This is a genomic window from Spartinivicinus marinus (assembly GCF_026309355.1).
GTDB lineage: Bacteria > Pseudomonadota > Gammaproteobacteria > Pseudomonadales > Zooshikellaceae > Spartinivicinus > Spartinivicinus marinus.
In genome coordinates this window covers 3,596,265-3,622,048 of record NZ_JAPJZK010000001.1, presented here as the reverse complement: position 1 = coordinate 3,622,048, position 25,784 = coordinate 3,596,265, and the positions used below count along the sequence as shown (strand labels likewise).

At 38.0% G+C, this 25,784-nt stretch carries 19 protein-coding genes; 6 read left to right on the top strand and 13 right to left on the bottom strand.

Features of this window, described 5'->3' with window-relative positions; translation table 11 throughout:
* Window positions 1-61: 61 nt before the first annotated feature.
* Window positions 62-1,567, top strand: a complete 1,506-nt coding sequence (locus OQE68_RS16240; RefSeq protein WP_180570944.1) for a DUF4153 domain-containing protein — start codon at window positions 62-64, stop codon at window positions 1,565-1,567.
* A gap of 136 nt (window positions 1,568-1,703) precedes the next feature.
* Here the strand turns inward: OQE68_RS16240 and ltaE are convergent, their stop codons facing one another.
* On the bottom strand, window positions 1,704-2,726 hold the full coding sequence (gene ltaE, locus OQE68_RS16235; protein ID WP_180570943.1) for a low-specificity L-threonine aldolase: 1,023 nt from the start codon (window positions 2,724-2,726) through the stop codon (window positions 1,704-1,706).
* Between the two features lie 172 nt (window positions 2,727-2,898).
* On the opposite strand from ltaE, the gene OQE68_RS16230 reads away from it, so the two are divergent.
* Window positions 2,899-4,332 carry an aminotransferase-like domain-containing protein gene (locus tag OQE68_RS16230; RefSeq protein ID WP_180570942.1) on the top strand — a complete coding sequence of 478 codons (1,434 nt, stop codon included), beginning with the start codon at window positions 2,899-2,901 and terminating at the stop codon, window positions 4,330-4,332.
* A 33-nt stretch (window positions 4,333-4,365) separates the two neighbouring features.
* On the opposite strand, the gene OQE68_RS16225 is transcribed toward OQE68_RS16230, so the two are convergent.
* From OQE68_RS16225 to OQE68_RS16185, 9 genes are all read right to left on the bottom strand, one after another.
* Window positions 4,366-4,836, bottom strand: a complete 471-nt coding sequence (locus OQE68_RS16225; protein ID WP_180570941.1) for a hypothetical protein — start codon at window positions 4,834-4,836, stop codon at window positions 4,366-4,368.
* A 490-nt stretch (window positions 4,837-5,326) separates the two neighbouring features.
* The gene (gene tnpA / locus OQE68_RS16220) at window positions 5,327-5,755 is read right to left on the bottom strand and encodes an IS200/IS605 family transposase (RefSeq protein ID WP_180572236.1); all 429 of its coding nucleotides are present in this window, start codon (window positions 5,753-5,755) and stop codon (window positions 5,327-5,329) included.
* A gap of 76 nt (window positions 5,756-5,831) precedes the next feature.
* Window positions 5,832-7,115 (bottom strand): AAA family ATPase, encoded by a 1,284-nt coding sequence (locus OQE68_RS16215; RefSeq protein ID WP_180570563.1) that lies wholly within the window; start codon window positions 7,113-7,115, stop codon window positions 5,832-5,834.
* Window positions 7,105-7,767 carry an RNA ligase family protein gene (locus OQE68_RS16210; protein WP_180570562.1) on the bottom strand — a complete coding sequence of 221 codons (663 nt, stop codon included), beginning with the start codon at window positions 7,765-7,767 and terminating at the stop codon, window positions 7,105-7,107. Before OQE68_RS16210 ends, OQE68_RS16215 begins: the two co-directional genes overlap by 11 nt.
* Window positions 7,768-8,019: 252 nt before the next feature.
* Entirely contained in the window at window positions 8,020-8,715 is a 696-nt protein-coding gene (locus tag OQE68_RS16205) for a 4'-phosphopantetheinyl transferase family protein (protein ID WP_180570561.1), read from the bottom strand.
* A 319-nt stretch (window positions 8,716-9,034) separates the two neighbouring features.
* The gene (locus OQE68_RS16200) at window positions 9,035-9,763 is read right to left on the bottom strand and encodes a pyridoxine 5'-phosphate synthase (protein ID WP_180570560.1); all 729 of its coding nucleotides are present in this window, start codon (window positions 9,761-9,763) and stop codon (window positions 9,035-9,037) included.
* A gap of 203 nt (window positions 9,764-9,966) precedes the next feature.
* Window positions 9,967-10,365 carry an acyl-CoA thioesterase gene (locus OQE68_RS16195; RefSeq protein WP_180570559.1) on the bottom strand — a complete coding sequence of 133 codons (399 nt, stop codon included), beginning with the start codon at window positions 10,363-10,365 and terminating at the stop codon, window positions 9,967-9,969.
* Window positions 10,366-10,486: 121 nt separating this feature from the next.
* The gene (locus tag OQE68_RS16190) at window positions 10,487-11,296 is read right to left on the bottom strand and encodes a substrate-binding periplasmic protein (protein WP_180570558.1); all 810 of its coding nucleotides are present in this window, start codon (window positions 11,294-11,296) and stop codon (window positions 10,487-10,489) included.
* 167 nt (window positions 11,297-11,463) lie between these two features.
* Entirely contained in the window at window positions 11,464-11,946 is a 483-nt protein-coding gene (locus OQE68_RS16185) for a hypothetical protein (RefSeq protein WP_180570557.1), read from the bottom strand.
* A 194-nt stretch (window positions 11,947-12,140) separates the two neighbouring features.
* Here OQE68_RS16185 and OQE68_RS16180 point away from each other — a divergent pair, with 194 nt between their 5' ends.
* The 3 genes from OQE68_RS16180 (at window position 12,141) to OQE68_RS16170 (ending at window position 17,460) form a co-directional block, all read left to right on the top strand.
* The gene (locus OQE68_RS16180) at window positions 12,141-13,301 is read left to right on the top strand and encodes an efflux RND transporter periplasmic adaptor subunit (RefSeq protein ID WP_180570556.1); all 1,161 of its coding nucleotides are present in this window, start codon (window positions 12,141-12,143) and stop codon (window positions 13,299-13,301) included.
* Window positions 13,302-13,318: 17 nt separating this feature from the next.
* Complete coding sequence (locus OQE68_RS16175; RefSeq protein WP_180570555.1) at window positions 13,319-16,483, top strand: efflux RND transporter permease subunit; 3,165 nt, start codon at window positions 13,319-13,321, stop codon at window positions 16,481-16,483.
* A gap of 227 nt (window positions 16,484-16,710) precedes the next feature.
* Window positions 16,711-17,460 (top strand): substrate-binding periplasmic protein, encoded by a 750-nt coding sequence (locus OQE68_RS16170; RefSeq protein ID WP_180570554.1) that lies wholly within the window; start codon window positions 16,711-16,713, stop codon window positions 17,458-17,460.
* Between the two features lie 7 nt (window positions 17,461-17,467).
* On the opposite strand, the gene OQE68_RS16165 is transcribed toward OQE68_RS16170, so the two are convergent.
* Window positions 17,468-19,921 (bottom strand): EAL domain-containing protein, encoded by a 2,454-nt coding sequence (locus OQE68_RS16165; protein ID WP_180570553.1) that lies wholly within the window; start codon window positions 19,919-19,921, stop codon window positions 17,468-17,470.
* A gap of 344 nt (window positions 19,922-20,265) precedes the next feature.
* Here OQE68_RS16165 and OQE68_RS16160 point away from each other — a divergent pair, with 344 nt between their 5' ends.
* Window positions 20,266-21,075 (top strand): substrate-binding periplasmic protein, encoded by an 810-nt coding sequence (locus tag OQE68_RS16160; protein WP_180570552.1) that lies wholly within the window; start codon window positions 20,266-20,268, stop codon window positions 21,073-21,075.
* 23 nt (window positions 21,076-21,098) lie between these two features.
* On the opposite strand, the gene OQE68_RS16155 is transcribed toward OQE68_RS16160, so the two are convergent.
* Complete coding sequence (locus OQE68_RS16155; RefSeq protein ID WP_180570551.1) at window positions 21,099-24,200, bottom strand: efflux RND transporter permease subunit; 3,102 nt, start codon at window positions 24,198-24,200, stop codon at window positions 21,099-21,101.
* Window positions 24,197-25,564 carry an efflux RND transporter periplasmic adaptor subunit gene (locus OQE68_RS16150; protein ID WP_180570550.1) on the bottom strand — a complete coding sequence of 456 codons (1,368 nt, stop codon included), beginning with the start codon at window positions 25,562-25,564 and terminating at the stop codon, window positions 24,197-24,199. Before OQE68_RS16150 ends, OQE68_RS16155 begins: the two co-directional genes overlap by 4 nt.
* Between the last annotated feature and the right edge of the window lie 220 nt (window positions 25,565-25,784).

Sequence of the window (25,784 nt, the reverse complement as noted above, 5' to 3'; positions counted from 1 at the left end):
ACTGGATTTGCATGTTGGCTTGCCATAATCAACAAAACTATCAAATGCAGGGTTGTTGATTATGTTCAAGCAAAAGGTTCAACCAGTGGTGCTGGTGGCTAGCCTTGCTACAGCAGGGCTAGCGTTATTATTAGAAGGTACTCTTGGCTTCGCTCTATTCATCTGCACTTTATTGATCATTTTAGTTGTCACTCGCCGTTCATTTAATGATCATAATAACAAGTTGAGCAAAACCCAATGGTGGCTCATTGGCACGGCTTGCTTGTTCACTTTATTACCAGTTTTTAGGGCATCTCCGGTGCTAAATGCACTGAGCTATTTGGGCTTAGCTATTATTGCCCTGCTTGCTTTGGCCATCGCTTACTCCGAAAAAAATCCGGTTAAGATTGCAATTGCAACCCTATTAAGTTGTCCATTTAACGTGCTAGGTTATCTGGTATCCACTTTACCAGGCTTTACCATTCAAGCTGCAGCGCCTTTTGTAACAATTAATAGTACCAAACGCCACCATTTTCGATCGGTTATATTTGGGCTGTTATGGGCAACACCTCTGTTATTGTTATTTGGTGGTTTATTGATTGCCTCTGACCCCAGATTTCAGCATTTTGCAGAGAGTCTGTTTACCTTCAATGCCGATGAAATGATTTTAACTGGTGTAGAGTTTAGCTGTTACTGGTTAATTACCTTGATTTTTTTCTATTTAACTCTAGCACCTGGGTTGGGCCAAACAAAACCTGGCAATGCAATATTACAACAAACAACTAGAGCACCAATTCATGTTGATAGCATTCAAGTGCTAACCGTATTAGCGAGTATTAATTTATTATTCCTTGCTTATATTGGTGTGCAATTAACCTACTTTTTTGGTGGTGACAAACTAGTACTTAATACTGACAACCTGAGCTACGCTACCTATGCCAAGCAAGGATTTTGGGAGCTGGTGTTTGTGGCCATGTTAGTCATTCCTGTTTTATTAGTTGTCGATGCATTACAAGCCAATCAATCCTCTAGCATTAAAAAATGGTGCCTACGATTTTCTATTTTAACAATTGTGGCCACAGCCATTATCGAATTATCTGCCTTACACCGGATGGCACTTTATTTAAAAAATTACAGTTTGACTGAGCTAAGGTTTTATTCAACTGCCTTTTTACTTTTTATTATGAGCATCTTTATTTGCTACACAATTACTGTACTCCGACAAAAAAGAGGGGCTTTTGTACTCTGGTCAAGCAGTGCTGCTTTAAGCTTTATTCTCGCCCTTAACATCATTAACCCCGATGCATTAATTGCTAAAGCCAACCTGGAAAACAAGTTCTCCAATATAAAACCTGATACCTCTTATTTATCAAGCTTAAGTGAGGATGCTTATCCGATAATTGCTGATTATATCCAGATAAACTTAACAAAAGACTGGTGTAATTTATTAGTGCAATTTAATTACCGTCTACAAGATTATCAAGATATCAGCTGGCAGCAATGGAACTGGTCAAGAGACCAGGCGCAACAAGTCGTTGCCTCTCTTACTGAAAAGCAAGGTTGTAAAATTATGACTTATTTTCAATGAGGGAAGTATTTCAGTGTTGGCAATAAATCCCAGCACTGAAATTATGCTTACTAATATACCCAATGCGAAGGGTTTTTAGGTGAGGCCATCAAGTGACGAATCCCCATGAGCCTATATTAATAGGTGATTGGGGTGATCACTTCTTATTATAGAAAAACCCCTTCATTAACCCTACTGCCGTTTCAATATCATTTTGGTTAACATCTTTATGAGTGACAAACCGAATAGTGTTGGAAGGGCTGATCAGTATACCATTGTTTTTTAAATGGCTTGCCAACTCCGCAGGGGTTGAGCGTTTTAACTCAGCAAACACCATATTAGTTTGTACTTTTGTTATATCAACTGAAAGCTCTTCTATATTTGCCAGTTTATGAGCGAGAATCAATGCATTTTCATGGTCTTCTGCCAATCGTTCTACTTGCTCATTTAACGCAACAATGCCTGCCGCGGCTAAAATACCAGCCTGGCGCATACCACCGCCAAGCACTTTTCTCCAACGACGTGCTTTATTAATCAACTCATGACTGCCACATAATAAAGAGCCCACGGGTGCTGCAAGCCCTTTTGATAAGCAAATAGATACAGAATCAAAGTGTTGGGTAATCTGTTTTACATCGATATTTTGTTTAACTACAGCATTAAATAACCGAGCACCATCCAAATGACAGGCTAGCCCTACCGATTTAGCATAGCTAGTGGCTTCTTTTATATAGTCTAGTGACTGTACCCGCCCAGAATGGGTATTTTCTAAACACAGTAATCGAGTGCGAGCAAAATGAGGATCAATGGGTTTTATAGCTGATTTAATTTCATCTAATGGTAAGCGTCCATTTTCACCTTCTAATATTGGTTGTGGTTGAATACTCCCTAATATTGCGGCACCGCCTCCTTCAAACTTGTAGGTATGCGCTTGCTGTCCTACCAAGTACTCATCTCCCCGTTCACAATGTGCCATTAATGCAAGTAAATTGGTTTGCGTACCACTGGGAGCGAAGATGGCATTCTCATACCCCAGTTTTTCAGCTGCTATTACTTGTAGCTCGTTAACTGTAGGATCATCACCATAAACATCGTCACCCACAACAGCATTTGCCATCACCTGACGCATTTTTTGTGTTGGCCGCGTCACCGTATCACTGCGAAAATCTATAGCCTGCATAAATGACCCCTTATAACCTTTTTAATCATTACTTCATATTTAATTAAGGTAAACCTTAAGGGAATGAGAGAATGGATAACAGATACAGATTGCTTACATTTAGTACATAACAGATAATCAACGCTCAGTGTTCCTTTCATAATGGTCGAATAACTGCACTCTGTAGATTCCTATGAAGCAACCAATCTATCAGCGACTTGCCGAACAACTTGCCGAGCAAATCAAAGCTGGTGTTTATCAAGCTGGGCAAAAGTTACCCTCGGTAAGGGGCCTAGCTAAACAGATGAACATAAGTATTACCAGTGTAATGGCAGCTTACAACTGGCTGGAAGCGCAAGAAATTATTGAAGCACGTTACAAGTCAGGGTTTTATGTAAAATCCCAAGTACACTTTGCCATCCCACAGGCAGAAGCCGGGTCTACATCACCAACACCAGAATCAGTTACCAGCTCTCAGCTTATTATTGACTTAGTGGCCAGTGCTGCCGATAGCAAATACCACCAATTTAGTGTAGCTAATCCAGCAAGTGACCTACCAGCCAATGAACCATTAAGAAAAAGCTTTGCCAAACTGGTTCGTCAACGTTATTCCGTTATGCAGCGTAATACTGAGTTGCAAGGCACAATCAAACTACGTCAACAACTTACTCGTATTTTGGCTGATGCAGGGATTATGACAAGCCCAGATAATATCGTTATTACCACTGGCTGCCAAAGTGCCATGATGTTGTGTTTAAGAGCGCTAGCTAAGCCTGGGGATATTATTGCAATTAGCTCACCCGCTTACTACCGCATTTTACAGTTACTGGAAGCGCTGGAACTAAAAGTACTTGAAATTCCAAGTCATGCAGAAACAGGTATCGACTTAAATGTGCTAAAAAGCATATTAAGTCAATGGCCAGTAAAAGCTTTAATTACCTGCCCCAATTTTGCTAACCCTTTAGGCGACAGTATGCCTATAAAACACCAACAACAGTTATTGGAAATTACTGCTAAATATAATACAACTATTATTGAAGACGATGTTTTTGGCGAATTAGGCTACCAAAAAGAGCGCCCCAAAGCGTTAAAAGCTTTGGATAAAAATGGACAGGTGTTGTACTGCTCATCTGCCTCTAAGTCGATTTCCCCCCAATTAAAAACAGGCTGGTTAGTAGTAGACAAGCACAAGCAAACTATTCTTTATCAACAATTATTGATGGGGCTAACACCACCCATAATCAACCAACTGTCCCTCGCCGATTATTTGACTTATGGTAACTACTACCAGCACTTAACTCAGGCACGACAACGCTATCAACAACGTTATTATCAAGCACTGACTATTCTTCAAGAGCACTTTCCGAAAGATATTCGCCTTTCTAGTGCCAAAGGTGGCTTTGTATTATGGGTAGAGCTAACCAAGCCATTCGATACCACACAACTTTATTTTGCAGCAAAAGAAAAGGACATTTTGGTTGCCCCAGGGGAATTGTTTTCAGTTAATCCTGAAAAGTATAAGCATTGTTTCAGGATTAATTTTTCCCAGCCTTGGGATCAGTCACGTATTGACGCAATTAAAACACTAGGCAGTATTATTAAGCAACAATATGCCAGCCACTGTTAATTTAGCATACCACTTTAAAAAAAGCAGTTTGGTTTATTTATTAAAAGGATAGAAATCAACTGATACTAACCCAGCTTTGTCACTTCCCTTTGGGTATGAGACTTGCAAAATAACCTGTTTATCATTAGAACCTGACAACAAATATTGCCGACCAATTTGCGTGGCTATATTGGTGTGTATTGAGGCAATAACCAATTCCTCGCCCTTTGATACATGCGCAGGCCTAGTACCTATTCCTTCAAATCTTATTTCACCAAGAAAGTTTTTAGACAAGTCAATAAACGTTTGAAGCTCTTTATCTTGAAGGAGTGAATTTTTTTGAGAAAATACACTCCTCAACCTTGACAGATTATTTTGATTAACTGCTTTTACTAATATTTCTGCATTTTCCGTACGTTTAACATCCAATTTTTTCTGATCAGTTAGTGTATTAGAAAAAGTTGCCATACTAATCAATAATAGAGATACTAAAGAGTAAAACCTGATAAGCACTTTTGATTTCAATTTTATTTCCTCAGCAATTTATACATATTACGAGTATTTTTTATAATTACCATTATTATTGACAATAACCGTTGCAAACTATTCATCTAGTACTATCTAATACTATTCACTCATCTGATACTATTCGCTCATCTAACACTATTAGCTTTCGCTAAAAATATACCTGTCGCGGGTCATTTCACCTTATCATCTACTTATTAAAAACTTATATAGCTATATATACGTATATACTAAACCTATCAAGATCGCTTTGTACCTATAACTAGATACAGAAGTTTTCTGGTACTACTAGTGTGTTTGAATAAAATTTTATTGCAAATAGCGGCACATGTGCCACTATTTGCAATCTGCGTTTTTACTACCCCTTGATAAAAGAATAACTAGAATTATCATTTTTTATTTTCAATAACTAAACAACCACCTACTAAAGTAGGTGGGTTAGTAATATGGACTGAAAGTCCGGATACGGGTCGAAGACCCGTTTTTTTTATCAGTCTTCAGTCCTAAAATTATCATCAATCCTCGGCTCAAAGTGATGTTCTAAATATTCTTTTATCATTTCTTCTGTTACATCTCCTGAAGTCACACAAAAATAACCTCTAGCCCAAAAATGTCGACCCCAGTATCTTTTCCTTAAATCAGGATAGCTTTCAAACAGTTTTGCCGACGTTCGACCTTTTACTCTTCGCATTATTTCGCTAGGAGCCATATTGGGTGGCGCTGAAACTAGCAGATGTACATGATCCTTACTAATGACACCCTTTAATATATCAATTTCAAAAGTATGGCATGTCTGTCGTATTAACTCTCGAGCCTTTAAACCAACATCACCTTTTAGCACTTGATAACGATATTTCGTTACAAATACAAAATGATACTGAATTTTGAAAACTGTATGGCTACCATATCTATAGTCCATCGCAATACCCCTACAGCATTATATAAGTAGACTCAGAGTATCATAGCTAAAGCTGACCGGCTAAAAGCCGGTGGTTTTAACCTTTCAGGTGACTAATAAACGTTAATTGATGTGCCTCTACTGGTAATGGAAACTCAAACCGATTTTGCTGCTCTACAATGATTTGATCTGACAAACCATTAGCACGTTTTTGATTTTGCTTAATGCATATATCCATAGGATTTACCATCATCACTAATTGCATAAAGCCATCATAATTTCGAATCATCGTGAATAGCTGATCTCTAAAATCACGTCTGATATTAGTAGCATCCCACACCACAGACTGCCTATTCCTTAAACAGTCTTTTAGCCGTTGCTTCGCAATAGTCACTACTTGTTTATTCTGGCGTTGATCTGCCTGATTGCCGGTTAGCTCTTGTCGTATGCTATCCAAACTAATTACAGGCAAATCAGCATGATGGCGCTCAATCCAAGTGGATTTACCACTACCACTCAACCCACAAGCCACTATGACTTGAGGAGTCGCCTTATTCCGATAATGGTAAGTTTTGCCAAGTGCATCTGCTGGGTCATGAATTACTCCTTGCTCTCGAAGATAAACAGCCTCTGACTTTATTAATGCCTGAGTCACTTTGGGTAAGCAACTAATATCTTGCTCAATGACTTTTAACCAATCTTGATGAGGCGGTTGCTGCCAAAGGTTATACTGTCGGGACTGCATTTTAAACAGCTCCAGCAATTCCAATTGCCACTGTTTGTCTTCACACTCTCTACCTTGCATATCAGCTAGTGCTAGAAAATAAATTAATTCCAAATCCACTTTTCTTGCCAGCTGCAAATAGTCAGCAATTGGCTTATCTTTTATCACTAGCCATTTTGGTACCTGATGTTCCCCAACCAAATGCAAAACAGTCAACCAAACTGTTTTTGGCAGTTCAAAAGGTAACAAGCGGAATAACAAGTAGTCTCGCCCTATAGTTTCATGCTTTGGAGACACCCATCGCAAATGACCTCGTACCTGGCGCTGCACAGTAGTGACTGGTTTAGCTACATCATGCAATAAAGCCCCTAAGATTAAGCTGGCTCGTCGCCAGCCTGTAATATGCACGGCCTCGTTATCTAACAACCGGTAAAGTGCTGTTAACACCATGTCCGTATGAATAGCTACATCCCCTTCTGCATGCCACTGTGGCTCTTGTTGAGTCTGTTGAAACTCTTTTAATAAAGGAAAGTGCGCACCCAATACTGACAGGCATTCGGCAAAAGATGGTTTTGCATTATGAGTTAAACCTTCTAACCAGTACTTCACTTGACTTATTACTTTACCATTAGTTTTCACTCTATTTTTATTCATCATTATGCCCTTCACTACCGTCCATCACCTTATTGGGCGCTAATTTATTGGGTAGAATGGGTTTATGCATCCAATGTTCATCGCTGGTAACATGGCCAGCCCGCACCCATTTGGCAACAGCCTGGCTAAATTCATCATAATGAAATGACGCAGCCAACCTGACGACATAACCTTCTGATTGATGAGTGTTAATTTTCAGATCTCTAACCAGTTTTTCATTCCATTCACCTTGATACAACACATTTGGTGTGGCTAGTCCCCACTGGTTAGCTTGCTTCAATGTTTGCTGCCAATTAAGACAACGATTATTTTTATCCCAAATTGAAAATAGATAAAAATAGCTGATTAAGTTGTCATAAATAATGGAATGCTGAGCATAAATATTTTCCCCACACAGCCGCCAACCTTCAGGAATAAGATGACATATATCACCATGTAAACGTTTTACCCAATTGCGAGAAGGATGATGCCGGCTATCCACTGAACGCGCATGAATATTTTCCCGATACATGGTGGTATTTTCGCCATCCAGTTTTTCGGTAATCACTACGTCTTTACCCACAAAATTGTCACAATGGTCCATGGCAATATCATCATCCGAATAACCAGGTGACCAAGGCAAATGCAAGGTGCGGGGGTATTTACAATAGTTCATGTAATAAACCTCACAAACCAACTACTAGGTGATTGGAAAGTAGATCACGTAGAGTCTATGCAATCAGTAAGTAGCAGTTGATTAATTAAAAAAATAGAAACCACTCTGTCGATCATACCGACAGAAACTCCGTATGGTGTGTGATAGTTTGAGGTATTACATGGCTCTTCTGAGTGCTACTCAGCCTTTATTTTGGTGTTCTAAACTGAAAGGCGGGATTTAACCATAGTTAATGGCAAGTTACAACTTAGGTTAGAGCAAACGATAAACCCTAACCTGTTTGCAACCCTTCTCACAAGCAAATGCCATATGGTTTTTTCCAACCTGCCCAACGTAATGAACATGAAAGCTATGATTTTCATATTGGTATGGAGAAATTAGTTTAATACCTTTAAAATTAAGTGACATTCCTTTACCAATGGCTTTGGTTAACGCTTCTTTTTTAGTCCAGGTTTTATAAAAAAAGTCTTCACTTAACCTTTGCTCTTGCCAAGCAATATACTCATTAGGATGCATGAAATATTCGGCCACCCCCTGTCGGTCATTCATCGCTTTTGGCATTTCAATATCAATACCACAAGCAGCTTGATGACAAACCACTACAGCAACAGCACTATCAGTATGAGACAAATTAAATTGACAGTCAGGCTGATCAATAAGGAATGGTTTACCATATTCATCACTAAAAAAGCTCAATGTATCTGGTTGACTTTCAGTAAACTTAGCCAGGGCTATTCTTTTAAAGTAGTGTGACAATCTAAATTTTAATCTTAATTGTTCAGTTACAAAACGTTGTCCACGCTGTTGCTCTTCTGCACTTAACATACTGACATCAAGATAGGGCTTTACATTATCAAATTCTGCATAAAAAATATTAACGTTGTTATTTGTTAATTGGTCAGCCTTTAAAAAACTAGAAAAATCTAAAGTAGTGTGTTCAATATTCATAAAAAAAATACTTAAAAAATTTTATTCCAAATCAAATTCCTTCTCTACCGTGGAAAGCAGTCGCAAAAGCTGGGAAATAGGGAGTGATAGGATGTTCTGGAACGGCTGTCGGGAACAGCCAAGGCTCTAAAAGCCAGGGTTGGCCTTGTAGAGCGGTGGAAAAATACCCTATTAATTCATATTTATTTTCCAGAACCCTTTCGCAACACCCTTGTGGGGGAGAAGGTTAGGATGAGGGGACCTAAAAAACTAATACCATCCACCTGTAAAAGTGAATACACTTGCTTTGGTAATGTTGAGTGAGATAAAACCACTACAGTTATTGAGCAATTTTTAGGTATTGCTTAATAACATTAGTAAACCCTTGGTCAATAGACTCAACAATCAACGCATGGCCAATAGATACTTCTTTAATGTTGGGAATTGTTAAAAAAGCAGCCAAGTTTTGTAGATCTAAATCATGGCCCGCATTAACCTCTAACCCGATAGATGTCGCATAGTCAGCAGCTTGTTTATACTGTTCTAATACTGATGCATAGTTACCTGACTGAAATGCCCTGGCATAGCCTTCTGTATACAACTCTATCCGATCTGCTCCAACCTGCTTTGCAAGCTCAATTTGCTCGATAACAGGGTCCATAAACAAACTGACCCGAATCCCAGCCGCCTTAAGTTGTTCTACAATCGGAACAACCTGTTTACTTTGAGTAGTTAACTCCCAGCCATGATCTGACGTTAATTGATCTGGCTGGTCAGGGACTAAAGTACACTGATCAGGTTTATTTTTCAGCACAACCTCTAAAAAATCTGCAACTGGGTTACCTTCTATATTAAGCTCTTTACCTGGGAATTCCTCTACAACAGCCTTAAGAGAAGCCACATCTTGATAAGTAGCATGACGCTGATCAGGGCGAGGGTGAATCGTTACCCCCCCTGCGCCAGCCAGAAGACACTCTCGCGCATAATGTTCAACTTGTGGGTAGTTACGCCCTCTTGAATTTCTTAACAGAGCAATCTTATTTAAATTAACACTCAACACTGTTGCCATTAGACTATCCCCCAAAGCCATACACTTAGAAGCGCTCAAAAACAAACTTGAAATTTTAACCTGTCTTATTGCAAAAACCAGCACAAGACGACTATGACTATATTTTGCACCGTACCAGATGGCTACATTAGTTAAAAACCCAGCTATTCATCAGATGGTGTTGAATAAGTAACACCATAAGCAAAGTATAAGCTGATTAAAATTCATTCATCTGTAATTACATGTTCAAGCAGCTGAGTCCGGATATTATCATCAATTAGTACTGAGCGCTTGGCTTGATAGTCGTACTGCACTAAAGTTGTATTCCCCTGTGCGACTCGTTGCTGGCGCTGATAAGCCCGCTGAGTCACGACAAAAGAAGAGTTGCCTACTTTAGCTACTCCAGTATGAATTTCAACCGGCTCTCCATAGCAAATTTCGGCTAAAAATTGCACATCAAAACCTGCTAGTATTAAGCGCCACTGAGCGGGATTCAAATCAGGAGTAAAAAACTTAAAAAGTGGCTCTCTCGTCTTTTCAAACCACATAGGTACCACAGTATTATTAATGTGTCCAAGCGCATCGGTTTCATAAAAACCTGGTGTTATAATTTGTGTAAACATAGAATGACAACCTTTGGTACATACAACCTTTCTTAAATGGTTTTATAATACAAGCAGGCCGTCCTGATCAACTACATACACACTGGCTCCCTAATGATGGTGTGCGATGTTCCTTGTTGAATTACTTGTTGTGTTGCTTATAATAATCCATTGCTTCATTAATCCATTGCTCTATCAACTTAGTATTTCTGATTTTTAATATCTCTTGGTTAATCTTTGGCATTAACGATACATAAGGCGATTTTTTTGAAATTGTTATATAGAACTTTTCATTAACCACATTTTTTTTAAGCTTGATAATTTTTTCATGGTAACCATGTTTATGAATTTCTATTAAACCTGGATATAAACCACATAAGAAATAATCTACTCTTCCATGTTCCAATTTCCTAAAATGATTGATATATTTATGCTCACGATCAATAGAAAGCTTTTCTTTTATATACTGATCAAATTCTTCACCATAACTTTCTCCTAAATGTGTGGTACCATGCTTTCCTATTAAGTCATTCCATTTATCATACTTAAATTGCTTATCATACCATACAAATAAAGCGACGGGATCTTCCATAAACCATTCGCTATATAATAAATAGCTTTGCCGCTCATCATTTAAGTAAGCAGCTGCAATAATATCTATATTTCCGTTCATAGCATTCTTATGCACCCTTTTCCAGGGCCCTACAGATATAGCTTCATACACTACTCCTATTTTTTTTAAAACATAATCCACTACTTTAAAGGCAACACCAACCATTTTATCATCCTGTAACCACATGATAGGAGGGTAGGATGGATGAGCAGACACTTTAACAACATCATTTGCTGCAGCAAGTGCAAAATGATGACAGCCAACTAAGCAGTAAATAATACAAACGGTACGATAAAGCAGAAGACTTTTTAGTCGATTTTTTAAATATTTTTTACCCACTATAAAGCCAGATATCAGCATTCAACAAAATGGAAAGCACAGTTAACAGATATCAAGTATTATAGTTAATATCTAAAAAAATAACGAAACGTATTTTTAAGATCTATTTATACTAACAAGCACAGCACTCAAACCAATAGTATTCATATTAGAGATAAAATTGTCTATTATGCTGCTTCGGCATGAAGAATTGACGTAGCTTGGAAGAAGTGTTTTAGTAAGCGTGGTTTCTTGGAGCCATTTTCATAATATTTCTGCCATAACTGTGCCAAATTAAGCTTAGTTGCTTGCTCTGGCAGTACTAGGCCTTCGAAACAATAAATACTCCAGGCTATTGCGCTGGCGTAACGAATGTTTACAACTAACTCCTGATGAGGAGCTTCAAGAAAGGATCGCTGCGATGCCATCCCTCTGATGGTACTGGCTTGTTCAGGCAAAAAAGCTAAACATTGATCCCATACAGCCTGATGAATTGTTGGTGAAATTTGAAAGACTCCTAACTGCCCTTCGACACACTTTTGCTTACCTGCACGCAAGTCCTCTGTCTTGGCTGTGCCTAACAATAGCTGACATGCCACGTTGGAAGTTTCACCTAGTTTTTCTAGGGCTTCACTGATAACAGCTGTCAGTAGATTATCGGTGAACCACATTTTCAACACCTCTACTGAATTAGACCGTAAGTTTTTTACTTATTGTTCATAATTATTTATATCGACCAATCCCTCTGCTTGTTTATATTTAAATGCCGAAAACTCAAGTATTCAGTTATACTCATTTCTAACATAACAACTTTACCTTATGCACTATTATTATCATTTACTCTTATAGGTAATAGGAACGACCTATGCTGACAAAAAAGCTAAGTCAAGGATGGCTTGCAATAAGTATGCATTTACTTGCTGCTATTTTGTTACTGACTGCATGTTCTGACGAGTCTCAGCCCAAAGCTACCCAAGCTCCACCCACTGTAAAAACAATTGTTATCGAGCCACAAGCAATTCATCCCAGCGTAGAAGTCGTGGGCCGAACCGAACCTACTGAAGATGTAAAAATTCGCTCTAGAGTATCTGGAAACTTGCTGGCTCGACATTTTCAAGAGGGACAAGAAGTACAAAAGGGTGATCTATTATTTGAAATTGACTCAGGCCCTTATCAATCAGAAGTTAACCGTTTAAAAGCTGAAATGGCCAGTACCATAGCAGCAAAAGAAGTTGCAGAACTTAATTATCAACGAGGAAAACAATTAGTCACTAAAGGCACCATCAGTAAATCACAAATGGATGATCTGACCAGTAAAAAGTTACAAGCTGAGGCAGCAGTGACTGCCAGCGAAGCTGCTCTTAAAACATCAGAATTAAACCTTAGTTATACAAAAATAACAGCACCTGTCAGTGGTCGTATTGGGCAGTCAGAAAAAAGTATCGGTGACTTAATTAGTCCGTCTCAAGATACATTGGCAAATGTAGTCACATTAGACCCAATGTATGTTCATTTTCAAGCAAATGAAAAAGATGTACTTAATTTCAAACAGGAAACAAAAAAATTACCACAAGATAACAAAGAACAGTTAGTTAGTGTGCAACTTAAGCTGGCTAATAAAACAATCTATGATCAAACCGGTAAAATAGACTTTTTGGATAATCGTATTGATGAATCAACTGGCACACTGAAAGTAAGAGCCGTATTTCCTAACCCAGACAAACTACTTATTCCTGGGCAATTTGTAACCATTATTTTGAAGCGTACTAAAGCCAGACAGGCAATATTGGTTCCCCAAGTTGCCGTACAAGAAGACCAAGCAGGTAAATTTGTCATTGTAATTAATGACCAACAACAGGCTGTTACACAACGAATAACTATTGGTGCAAAGCTAGGTGATAGTTGGGAGGCAAAAGAAGGCTTAACAGCGGGTCAGCACATTGTAATTGATGGGCTACAAAAAATAAAAATAGGACAACCAGTTAAAGCTACTCTCGCTGAAAGTACCACTACTCAATCCAGCTAATCAATAAGAGCCAAATAATGTTTAGCCAATTCTTTATCAGCCGTCCTAAGTTTGCATTTGTTATTTCTATCGTTATCACTTTGGCAGGTTTGCTTTCCATTCCTCTACTACCTGTTGCTCAATATCCAGAAATAACGCCACCAGTAATTGAAGTATCCGCGTCATATCCTGGTTCAAGCGCTAATATTGTGAAAGAAACTATTGCTAACCCTATTGAAGCTGAAGTTAATGGGGTTGAAGATATGATTTATATGTCGTCTAAAAGTGCTAATGACGGCAGCTATAAATTAGCTGTTACTTTTGCAGTCGGCACTGACTCAGACCTGGCTCAAATCAATGTACAAAATCGAGTAGCATTAGCTAACCCTAAACTCCCAGAAGAAGCAATAAGACAAGGTATTTCGGTAAAGAAAAAGTCTAGTAATATGCTACTGGTGGTTAACCTTACCTCGCCGAAAAAAAGTTACGATGCATTATTTTTATCCAATTATGCCAGTATCAATATCCGAGATACACTGGCTAGAATTCCTGGCGTTAGTGATGCACAAATTTTAGGTGGCACTGACTATGGTATGAGAATTTGGCTAAATCCCGATCGAATGGCAAGTTTGGGGATCACGACATTAGATGTTGCTAATGCCTTAAAAGAACAAAACCTTCAGGTACCCGCTGGACAGTTGGGTGCAGCCCCAACTCCTCCTGATCAACAATTTCAATACACTTTGCAAACTAAAGGACGGTTGAATGAGCCCGCTGATTTTGAAAAGGTAGTCCTCAAAGCCACTTCAGATGGCTCAATTGTTTATTTAAGAGATGTTGCCAAAATAGAGCTAGGGGCAGCCAACTACAGCTGGTTTGGAAACTTGAATAACCAACCCAGTGTTATTATGGCTGTATACCAGTCTCCTGATGCCAATGCGCTAGCCATTGCTGAAGCCATTTATAAAAAAATGGAATTGTTAGAAAAGCAATTTCCAGAAGATGTACAATATGAAATACTTTATGACTCTACTCGCTTTATTGAAGAATCAATTGCTGAAGTTGTTGAAACCCTTTTCGTTGCAATTGCTTTAGTTATATTAGTTGTATTTATTTTTCTTCAAGACTGGCGTTCAACGCTTATACCTGCTATCGCCATTCCTGTGTCATTAATTGGTACTTTTGCTGTATTACTTGGATTAGGCTTTTCAATTAACACTATATCGTTATTTGCAGTTATTTTAGCCATTGGAATAGTAGTAGATGACGCCATTGTGGTAATAGAAAATGTTCAGCGTTTAATGGCTGAAGGTCACGACCCCGTCAGTGCTACCCGTCAATCAATGACTGAAGTTTCTGGGCCTATTGTTGCCACGACCTTAGTATTACTCGCTGTATTTGTACCTGTCGGACTAATGCCTGGTATTACCGGCAAATTATATCAGCAATTTGCTGTTACAATTTCTATTGCTGTATTAATTTCCTCTATCAATGCACTCACATTAAGTCCTGCGTTATGTGCTAGCTTGCTAAGAAAAGAGCAATCTACCCCTATCTATCCATTGCGAGTCTTCAATAAATACTTTGACTGGCTTACTCATCATTACTCCAATTGGGTAAGCCTGTTAGTAAAACGACTAGGCTTGGTCAGCTGCTTATTCCTAATACTAATTGGCTTCATCTGGCTATTTGCAAAACAGTTACCTTCTGGTTTTATACCAACCGAAGACACTGGCTACTTCATGGTTGATATACAACTACCTGATGGCGCTTCATTAAACCGCACCAGTAAAGTAACAAACAAAGTGAGTCACCTAATTAAAAAAGAACTTGGGGTTGCTGATGTAATGACTGTCACAGGCTACAGTTTACTAAATGGCGCAGTTTCTTCCAATGCAGCTTTAGGTATTGTTGTATTAGCCCCCTGGGATAAAAGGGGTAAGCCTGAATTGTTCCAGCAACATATCCTACAACAAGTACAAGCTAAATTAAGCCAATTAACAGAAGCAAAAGTGATGGCATTTAGCACCCCTGCCATACCTGGTTTAGGTACTACCGGCGGGTTTGAGTTTGTACTCACTGATCAAATGGGTAGAACTAGCGAAGAAATAGCAGGCGTTATGCGGGCTCTAATTCTACAAGCAAACCAGGCTGCAGATATTGGTGTTGCCTATAGTACTTTCCGTGCCAATGTACCACAGATTTATCTGAATGTTGATCGACTTAAAGCAAAAAACCTAGGGATACCATTAAGTGATATTTTTTCGACTTTACAAACCCAGTTGGGATCTTATTATGTCAATGATTTTAATAAGTTTGGCCAAACCTATCGGGTAATGTTACAAGCAGAGGCCGACTACCGTGATGACGAAAAAGATATCAACCGTTTTTATGTGAGAAGCAAAGAAGGCAAGATGGTACCATTAGGTACACTTATCAATACCAACACTCTAGTGGGACCAGATATTGCCACCCGATATAACCTGTTTAATTCAATCAGCATCAATGGACAACCTGCTAATGGGGCCAGCTCCGGTGATGCCATTGCAGCCATGGAAACAGTAGCTAAAAAAATACTACCTGCAGGGTATAGTTTTGAATGGACAGGCATGACCTATCAGGAGTTAGCTGCCGGTAATCTGGCTCCTATATTATTTAGCCTGGCATTAGTATTTGTTTATCTGTTTCTTGTTGCACAATATGAAAGCTGGTCAATTCCCTGGGCTGTGATTCTTGCAGTACCTATCGCAATACTGGGAGCATTTGTTTATGTATGGCTAATGAGCGCTGATATTAACTTATATACTCAAATTGGCCTAGTTTTATTAATTGGCCTGGCTACAAAAAATGCTATTTTAATTATAGAATTTGCTAAAGTTCAACATGAAGAACATCAGCTCAGCATCACAGCAGCTGCAATGCAAGCTGCTAAGTTACGATTTAGGGCAGTATTAATGACTGCTTTTTCGTTTATCCTAGGTGTATTGCCATTAATCATCGCTACTGGAGCAGGTGCAGCCAGCCGCCGATCAATTGGTTATAGTGTGTTTGGAGGAATGTTAGCAGCCGGCATTGTTGGAACTTTACTTGTACCTGTGTTTTATGTCATTGTGCAATCATTAAGAGAGCGGGTTAAAAAAACAAAAAATCAGTCCCCCCCTGATACTTCGTTAGATATCGAAGATCCTAAGCCTACTGGTTAAGTGGTTTTTCTGTTAGCTAGTATCAACTAACAGATGACTGTTTGTTTGTATACCTTTTCTGAGTAGTTAAAGCAAAAGTTCCATATCACAATAATAAATTTTCTACCAATCAGGTTTTGTTAGCTATTCTATTATAAAAACAAAATATCAAATAAACGAAAAATTCTGTTGAAGGCTACTTACATTAGCCGATAAACAGTTATTTCATATCACAAGTAGTATATTACATGAGTATACAATACATATTAATCATTATATCTTTATTGGCCAGCTTCAACTTATGGGCAAAAGAACTCAAACTCTGTGGTGTCGAATGGCCCCCTTTCACTTATGGTGAAAATAATCGGCTGGTCAAAGGTATATCTATTGACGTTTATAAAGAAGCATTTCCGCGCATGGAGATGAAATTTACCGCAGACCAACTACCTTGGGCTCGCTGCTTAAAAGACGTTGAAGATGGTTATTATGATGCTGTCATCGATAACGCAAACCTTCCTCCCTATATTGTGGCAGATACCCCCACTAGTGTTTATCCACTAGGCATTTATGTCCGTAACGATTTTCCCCAGGATAAATTTTCCTGGGATAGCATCACTGGAAAGTCTGTTGCAATGGTCACTGCCTACGACTACACCAAAAAGATTGCTGCATTCACTGGCTGGAAAAGAGTTGACTTTGCTAGTGATGAAAAGGTACTACAGGCTTTGCAGTTAAAACGCTATAATTATGCCTTGATTGATGTATTCAGTGCCCCAATACTATCCAAAAAAGTAGGAATAGAAATTAAGCTTTTAAAGCCTGTTGTTGATTCAACTAATCTTTATCTTGCATTTTCCCCAAAAAATTCTCATTTGGTTAAACAGTTTGATGAAGCTATAAAAGTTATGATAAAAGAAGGAATAATGGATATAATTTATCGAAAGTATATTTCAATGAGTTACTCTGAAGTATTAAAACTTAGTCAAGAAGCACAATAAATAAAACTTAGTTATTTTGTACTTTTTTAAGTTGAACAGGCAGTTCCATTAACATTGCTTTTCTTAAAGAGGCTTGAGGTTTCATAAAGTAAAAACCCTGAGCTTGCTCACAACCCATGTGAATCAGTGTTTCAGCATGCTCTAGCTGTTCAACCCCCTCCGCCACTACTTCAAGTTTTAATTCTTTAGCAATAGATATAATGGTTGAAACTATCGCTTTGTCATCAGGGTCAATTAACATATCCCGGGTAAAGCTCTGATCTATTTTTAATTTTGAGGCAGGTAGTCGTTTCAAATAAGAAAGAGAAGAGTAACCAGTACCAAAATCATCTAAGGCCAGTTTTACTCCCAACTCACGAATCTTATGCAACATTTCAATTGCACTAGTGGAGTCATCAATAGTTAAATCCTCAGTTACCTCTAATACTAATAAGTGGGGTGGCAAACCAGTTATAGTTAATACTTTTTTCAAGTGTTCTAAAAATCCTTCACTACCAAACTGAACAGGGCTAACATTTACCGCTATCGAAATTTGTCGTTGATTATTTCCTGCTTTTAACTGGGTCATCATTTCCCGACATGCTGTTTCTATTGCCCATCCCCCCACCGGTATAATCAAACCTGTTTCACTCAGCTGAGTAATAAATCCACTGGGGGAGACCATCACACCACCTTTATTCCAACGGATCAAAGCTTCAACACTAACCACCTGATTGGTCTGCATATCAATTATAGGTTGATAAAAAAGGACAAACTCCTGATTATGGGTAGCCTCTCGTAAAGCAACAAACAAATTTAATCGTTTAGAAGATATAGCATCAAGGTCATTGGTATACATTGTAAAATGGTTTCGACCTGCTTCTTTTGATTTATACATTGACAAGTCAGCTCGACGCAATAATTCATCAACATCCTCACCATCGATTGGAGACAAAGCTCCTCCCATACTAGCGGTAACAGATAGCTTATTATTTTCTATATAAAATGGGTCTGCTAATGAATTACATAATTTATTAGCAACAACAGCTAATGACTTTCTTGCCACAGACTCAGCAAGGCCTAGATTATTTAGCAAAATAATAAATTCATCTCCTCCTAAGCGCCCGACAGAATCTTCTTCTCTAACCACATCCTTCAAACGCTGGCTAACTTCTATTAATAATTGATCCCCAATATTATGCCCTAAAGAGTCATTGATATCTTTAAAATAATCCAAATCCACAAACAGTACACCACTATAGTCAGCATGGCGTTTATTATGCAATAAAGCCTGATGAATGCGGTCTCGAATAAGCGCTCGATTAGGTAGCCCAGTCAAGCTATCATACCAAGCCATTCGGTTAATTTTGGCTTCTTGAATTTTACGTTCACTAATATCACGCCCAAGCACTAATAAGTGTGGTTGATCATGATACTCTATCACGGAGCTTACTATTTCTACAGGAATAAAGTGCCCCCCTTTTGCAGAAAGCCTCAACTCCTTTGCTTCAATAATTTCATCGTCAGTTTTCCCTTCATTATTAAATATGGGAATCTCTTTAAAACTACTAGGAAACAGCTTTTCAATAGGTTGTTCAATTAAGTCTTTCTCTTGATACCCCAAAGCTTGCCACGCCCTCCGATTACAAGCACTCACTATTTGTTTCTTAATGTTAAGAACTAAAATAATATCACTAGATCCATCAAACACGCTCTTTAGCTGATTCTTTTGTTTTTGCACATCATCAAATAGCTTTTGCATTTTTTCAAACGAATGACTTAAACGAGTACGCATGGCTTCAATTATTGTCACTAAGTCATCTAATTCATCTGTTTTTTTTCGTTTTTTAGTATCTATCTTAGGGGGGAGCTCATCTGATGTGGGATCCCATTTAGCTAGAAAGTTGGAAACAATACCCAATCGATAAGTAACTACCGTAAAAATAATAAAAAGAATTACCCCAGAGACAAGAAAAGTTTTAACTGCTTGAGAAGCAAGAATAACGAATACTTTATCCAATAGTCGGCTATATATGTTGTCTAATGTAGCCCACACGACTAATACACCAATTTGTCTTTCTCCTTGAGGGCTATCATAAACTAAAGGCCATTCCTTTTTTATCAAATATTTCCCTGCTTTCTCTCCTACATGATGGAATAAATTACCTTTATCATCCAAGAGTTCGGTATGAACAAAGTCAGGTAGGCTATTTACACCTTCTAGCTGGGAAATCACTATATCTTTGTTTAATAGCCAAATATTAGAAATTAAGCTAGGAATATGGCTTTGCTCTACTTCTGCAAATCGTTCATCTAACAGTCCTCTATCTACTCGATAATCAAGATAAAGCTGGGTGATAGTAAGAAATAAAGTGATAATAGAGCTTGCAAGAATTATTAAAAAAAGCAGCTTTCTACCTAACCCTGTAGAACGAATCTTAAGAAAAGTAGGAATATCCATGACTTTCGTTAGTTCAAACACTTCTGCTCAGACAAATAAATTTTATATGCTTCTTAGAGTCTATATCAGCTATCGAGAAAAGAGATTATAGTTAACCTTCAAAACTATTGTAATTATAATTTTTCATTATTAGCAATTACTATTTTGTGAAGATATTCTCTATCAATTAATAAAACAACAAGTCCAGTTTCATATAAAAACTTATAATCATCAAATAAAACCATCCTACTTTAGGGCAAGGAGTGAAGATAACAAAACCTAAAAATTATTTGTGAAGGGTATAGAAGCACAACATACAACCTGATGAGCTAGTATTAACCTAGATAACATCTATGAGTCATTATACTCCCAAATTAGATTGACTTATGATTATGTATTCATACAACCAAAATATAGCAATTAAAAATCTGTTGCTGATTGTTATATCTATTAGCATACTCATTTCATTAAGCTTAAATACTTTAGGAGAACCATTGACTGTTGCCACCAGTGTTGATCCCCCATTAGTTATTTATCAAGAAGATCCAAATAAACAGCATACTGGATCAACAGTAGAACTTATACGTGAAGTCGCACGCCGCTTAAATCGTGAAATAAAATTTGAGTTTTACCCATGGAAACGAGCACTACAAGTAGTAGAAGCTGGTGATGTTGAAGCCATTTGTTGTGCAGGAATAAATAATGAACGGTTAAAATTTCTATATTTTCCAAAACTCCATTTAACCTCTGAAGAAAATGTTTTATTTGTCAAAAAAGGAAATCGCTTCCAGATTGATAGCAGTTACTCAAATGCTGATAAAATCAATTTAGGCGTCATGCGTGGGTATGTGTACGGCCCAATGCAAAAAGTTATTAATGAGCAACGATTTATGAGCGTAACTACAGTGGATAAATATGAACAAGCTCTACATATGCTGCTTAAATCACGGTTCGATATTTTCGTGGGAGATCGACTTGTAGTGGCTTATAACGCGAAGCTTATTGGGGTACGAGACCAAGTAGAAATAATTAAAACAAATCAAAAAGTATTTTTAGTCACCAGCTGGCCTGTCCATCTTGCTTTTTCAAAAAAACGTCTAAAAGACCCCTCTTATGTAAATAAAGTAACGCAAGTTATCACTGATATAAAACAAGATGGAACTTATGACCGTATTATTAAAAAGTATTCTGAATAATTATACAGTCTCCACTCTGTTTGTTATGACTCAACAACCTCAATTCTAGTTACTCCAAAATCTTCAAGGATTGAATACAAAGCAGGTAATACTATCAAAACTAACACTGTTGAGGTAATAAGACCAAAGGTAATGCTTGCAACTAGTGGTATTAAAATTTTTGCTTGAAAGCTAGTTTCAAATAGTAACGGTAACATCCCCATCACGGTTGTTAAAGAAGTAAGAAAAATTGCTCTGAATCGATCCCGTGTTGCCTGGCTTGCTGCATCATGAACACTCATCCCTTCCCTCACTCGTAGTTTGACAAATTCTACTAGTAAAATGGAATTATTGATAACAATACCTGCTAAAGAAACAAATCCCATTACACTTGGCATGGTCAGATCGAGTCCTAAAAAATAATGCCCCCAAATAACGCCGATTAGTGAAAGTGGAATCGCCACTAGTACAATAATCGGCTCAATATAATTCCTAAATTGTAAACTTAATAAAAAGAAAATACCTACAATTCCTAATAAAAAAGCTTTAGCAAAAGAATCACCTGTCGTTTTATTATTTTTACTTTCACCCTCAACAAGCAGTTTAACTTCAGGATACTGCTTTGCCAATTTAGGAAATAGCTTTCGCCGAGTATCCATAACAATTTCAGTAGCATTAGCAACATCGGCTTCTATCTCACCATACACGGTTACGGTACGTATATTATTTAATCTATTTATTCTTGCATAAGAACGGGTTTGCTCAATATTGGCGATGGCGGCTAAAGGTATCGCTTGCTTGGTTTGAGGGTGAATAATTGTCATATAGTCAAAATCAGTTAAGGTATTCTTTGACTCATCAGCAAGCATCACTTTTATTTCATAGCTTTCATTCTGGTACTGTATTTCATCTACCTTAATTCCTTGATAAGCTGCTCGTAACTGTTGCGATAAGTCTTGAGCATTAATTCCTATCCCTAAGACCCCCTCCTGCAAGTTAACTGAAAACTCTGGCATACCAGGCCTTAAATCATCTGCCACATCAACAACACCAGGGTATCCTCGTAGCCAGTTTTGTAATGCATTAGATACGCTTGATAGCTCTTCCAGGCTATCTCCCTGAAGTCGAATTTTTATTGGCCGCCCTGCAGGGCCACGCGAAGGCTCTTTATACTGTAGTGATATAATATCAGGTATATCTCCCACCTTTTCCCGCCACGTACGAGCAAAAGTAGTGATATTTGTATTGCGTATTTCTGCAGATAGCAAATCCACACTGACTGTGGCTATATGGGTACCCGACTCATAAGCTTCTGAATTTTTATTAAAATCTACCCTAATATTACGTACCAACGACTCATTTTCGTTAACACTTAATTCCATGCTTGTTGCTTTCAGCCCTTTTATTACCTGTTCTACTACACTTTCTGTTTTTTCAAGCGGTGTTCCCTGGGGCAATAAAATAAGTGCTTGAATAATATCTCCATCAATATCAGGAAAGCCTTTAAATTTTACGACACCTGCCGGTATCAAGCTAACAGTTAAGAACAAAATAGCAAAGGTCAAACCAACAAATGCATAACGAAACTTTACCGACAAATCTGCTAACCGACCAACTTTTTCTCGAAACCTTTCAAATATATTAGAAAACGTCTGTCGCCAACCTGAAGTACTTTTTTGGTTATACTGCTGCCTATCTAGCGACTGCTTTAAATGGTGGGGTAAAATCAAAAATGCTTCAATTAAACTAACAGTAAGAACCGAAATCAATACAATAGGTAATACCTTGAGGACTTGTCCAATATCACCCTTTAAAAATAACAACCCACCAAAAATAAGGATAGTAGTAACAAACGACGACAAGATACCCTTTGCTACCCGGCCCACACCTGCCACTGCTGCATCTAATGGTGACAATCCTTTTTTATACTCTGTAGCAATGCTTTCTGAGATAACAATAGCGTCATCCATTAATATACCAATAGCAATTAACATCCCTACCATCGATATCATATTAATTGATACACCAAATGCAGATATCACCATAAAGCTAGCCATAAATGAAACTGGCAGCCCCATGGCCACCCAAAAAGTATAACGAGCACTAAAAAATAAAAATAATGCCAATATAACTAAAATAATGCCTTGCCAACTATTGGTAATAAGCAATTGTAAGCGATCTTTGACTATAGAGGTTGAGTCTTCAGTAAGGTACAGCTTAACCCCTTCAGGCAACTTAGCATTTTCTGCTTCAACAAATTGAGTAACTGCATCTAATATTTTTAGGCTATCATCCGCCTTATTTTTACTTATTTTAATAATTGCCGAAGGTTTACCATTAAAAGTAATTTTCTCTTCTTTATTCTCAAATGTATCTGTGACTTTTGCAATATCTCCTAGCCTAACTTCGCCACCCTGCTCACCTGAGATAATTACTAATTCTTCTAATTGATCTGGTGTTCTTCTTAGATCCACAAACTTTATTTGATGATTACCATATTTTGTTTCCAGCTCACCCGTTGGTAAATCAAGCGCTTGTGACTTAATGATATCCGCCAGGCTATTGATACTTAAGCCATATTTTTGAAGATTATAATCTTCAACTTCTATTTTTAATAACCTATCAGAGAATCCTTGAATATCGACAATGGGAATATTGGGTTGTTGAAGCAACTTGCTTTTATAATATTCAGCTAGATATTTTAGCTCTGTACTGGACGTATCGGCACTAACAGCAATACTAATCACTTGACTGGTTAAATTTAATTCTTGAACAATTGGATCTTCTGCATCCTCTGGAAAGCTGTCAATACCATCAACGGCTCGATTAATATCATCAATAAACTGGAGCATATCTCCCTGCTCCTGCATTTTTAACGTCATTATTCCTGTGCTGTTTTTTGCTTCACAGCTTTTTTCCTCCATATAGTTGATACCATCAGTTGCATCCTCCAACGGTTGACATATACCTTCTTCGACGTCGCTTGCACTAGCGCCAGGATAGGCTACCGATACTTCTACTTCGTACTTCTCAATGACTGGAAAGGTTTCTTTTTTCATACTGGGTATAGCCACCATACCAAGCAGCAAAAACACCCACATTAATACATTCGCAGCGGTAGGATGGCTAGCAAAATACCGGATCATTTAAAATCTCCTTTACCACTTGCTAATAACTTAATGGTCTCTTGGAGCTTTTCATTATGCGCCAAATTCAATTGCATGCCTGAAACAGCAGGAATCACATCACTTGTTACTAACCTATCACCAGGCTGCACTCCTTCAGCAATGACTACTAATTCACCTTGAAAAAACTCAATTTTTACCAGCTTTATTTGTAAAGTATTATCTTTACTAGCAAGATAAGCCTTTCCCTGGTGAATGGCTTGCCGGGGAACCACTATCCGAGGTTGTGCTGCTGACTGAAACTCAACTTCGGTATACATTCCTTTTAACAACGGTGGTCGTTCCCCCGGAATACCTTTTTCATAACTACTGTCTACTACCACAATAAAAGATACTGTACGACTGGTTTGATCTATCTCTTCACCAAGGCGAACAGCTTTTGCTTTCCAACTGGCTTTTTTTAGAGTTCCCACTAATCGTACAGTGACATCAAGGTTAAGAGCTTGTAAAAGCTTTTGAGGGGATGGAGGCTCCCTCGTTAGAATTGAACGATCCACGCCAAGCACTAACGCCCTGGCGTGTTTCATAGGTAATTGAGCATGAATTTCCACACGACCAATATTGCTTGCATCAAACAGCTTTGCTCCAGTATTAACATATTCATCTAAGTCAATATGAACTTCTCCAATGCGCCCTTTAAACGGCATTGTAATTGTCGTACGTTCTAGATTTTTTTGTTGTTCTTTCAATTGTGCACTAGCTTGCATAATTTGAGCTTCAATGACTGCTCGGCGGCTGGGCAAAGTAGTCAAGGTGTTTTGTAAGCTTTGGAACTGCTCTTGTAATGCAAGAACTTTCTGTTCTTCCATGTCCACCGTTGACTGTGACACTGATTGTTGTTTATGTAATTGCTTTTTACGCTCAAGTTCACTTTTTCCTATTTCATAGTTACGCTTGGCAATTTCGCGTAGGATTTGGGTATTTTGCTTTTCAACTTCCAGTTCCTTTAAATTAGCCTGATAGACAGCCAGGTTTGCCTTCGCTTGACTAATTGATAGCTCATAGTCAGTAGTATCAATCTGAAGTACTTTTACTCCTTTATTGATACTACCTCCTTTCTTTAAATCAGGATGAACATATACAACTTTTCCTGCTACTTGTGCATTAGCTGCTAATGTTGTTTCCGGCTGAACAGTACCATAGCCTATTGCTCTTGCTTTAAGCGGTATTTCTTCAACATCAATATACCAAACCTTACGAGATACTTTTGTTTGTTCAGCACGAACAATTTCGGGCTTTTGCTTAACAGCTAAAGCTGCCAAGGTTAACCCAGCAATAGCAATAAGAGGTAAACTAAATTTACTCTTCAACCATTTATTCAGCATTCATACACTCCAGCAAATTCATTCCTTTAGCAATGGAAAAAGCACCTGCAACGTAATATAGTCCAATATTTCATCAACACCCTAGAGGAACTTATCCATGTATAAGTAATATTAGCTAAAATTTTATTACAGGTAGAATATGAAATGAAAAAAGCCCGTTCACTAGGTATAGATCACAGCCGATCAGTGAACGGGTTAAGGGACTCAAGAAACTTAATCA

Excerpts from the sequence above, each read along its gene's own strand:
- OQE68_RS16240 (WP_180570944.1), top strand. The coding sequence starts at position 62 with ATGTTCAAGCAAAAGGTTCAACCAGTGGTGCTGGTGGCTAGCCTTGCT.
- ltaE (WP_180570943.1), bottom strand. The coding sequence starts at position 2,726 with ATGCAGGCTATAGATTTTCGCAGTGATACGGTGACGCGGCCAACACAA.
- OQE68_RS16230 (WP_180570942.1), top strand. The coding sequence starts at position 2,899 with ATGAAGCAACCAATCTATCAGCGACTTGCCGAACAACTTGCCGAGCAA.
- tnpA (WP_180572236.1), bottom strand. The coding sequence starts at position 5,755 with ATGGACTATAGATATGGTAGCCATACAGTTTTCAAAATTCAGTATCAT.
- OQE68_RS16215 (WP_180570563.1), bottom strand. The coding sequence starts at position 7,115 with ATGATGAATAAAAATAGAGTGAAAACTAATGGTAAAGTAATAAGTCAA.
- OQE68_RS16210 (WP_180570562.1), bottom strand. The coding sequence starts at position 7,767 with ATGAACTATTGTAAATACCCCCGCACCTTGCATTTGCCTTGGTCACCT.
- OQE68_RS16205 (WP_180570561.1), bottom strand. The coding sequence starts at position 8,715 with ATGAATATTGAACACACTACTTTAGATTTTTCTAGTTTTTTAAAGGCT.
- OQE68_RS16200 (WP_180570560.1), bottom strand. The coding sequence starts at position 9,763 with ATGGCAACAGTGTTGAGTGTTAATTTAAATAAGATTGCTCTGTTAAGA.
- OQE68_RS16195 (WP_180570559.1), bottom strand. The coding sequence starts at position 10,365 with ATGTTTACACAAATTATAACACCAGGTTTTTATGAAACCGATGCGCTT.
- OQE68_RS16185 (WP_180570557.1), bottom strand. The coding sequence starts at position 11,946 with ATGTGGTTCACCGATAATCTACTGACAGCTGTTATCAGTGAAGCCCTA.
- OQE68_RS16180 (WP_180570556.1), top strand. The coding sequence starts at position 12,141 with ATGCTGACAAAAAAGCTAAGTCAAGGATGGCTTGCAATAAGTATGCAT.
- OQE68_RS16175 (WP_180570555.1), top strand. The coding sequence starts at position 13,319 with ATGTTTAGCCAATTCTTTATCAGCCGTCCTAAGTTTGCATTTGTTATT.
- OQE68_RS16170 (WP_180570554.1), top strand. The coding sequence starts at position 16,711 with ATGAGTATACAATACATATTAATCATTATATCTTTATTGGCCAGCTTC.
- OQE68_RS16160 (WP_180570552.1), top strand. The coding sequence starts at position 20,266 with ATGATTATGTATTCATACAACCAAAATATAGCAATTAAAAATCTGTTG.
- OQE68_RS16155 (WP_180570551.1), bottom strand. The coding sequence starts at position 24,200 with ATGATCCGGTATTTTGCTAGCCATCCTACCGCTGCGAATGTATTAATG.
- OQE68_RS16150 (WP_180570550.1), bottom strand. The coding sequence starts at position 25,564 with ATGCTGAATAAATGGTTGAAGAGTAAATTTAGTTTACCTCTTATTGCT.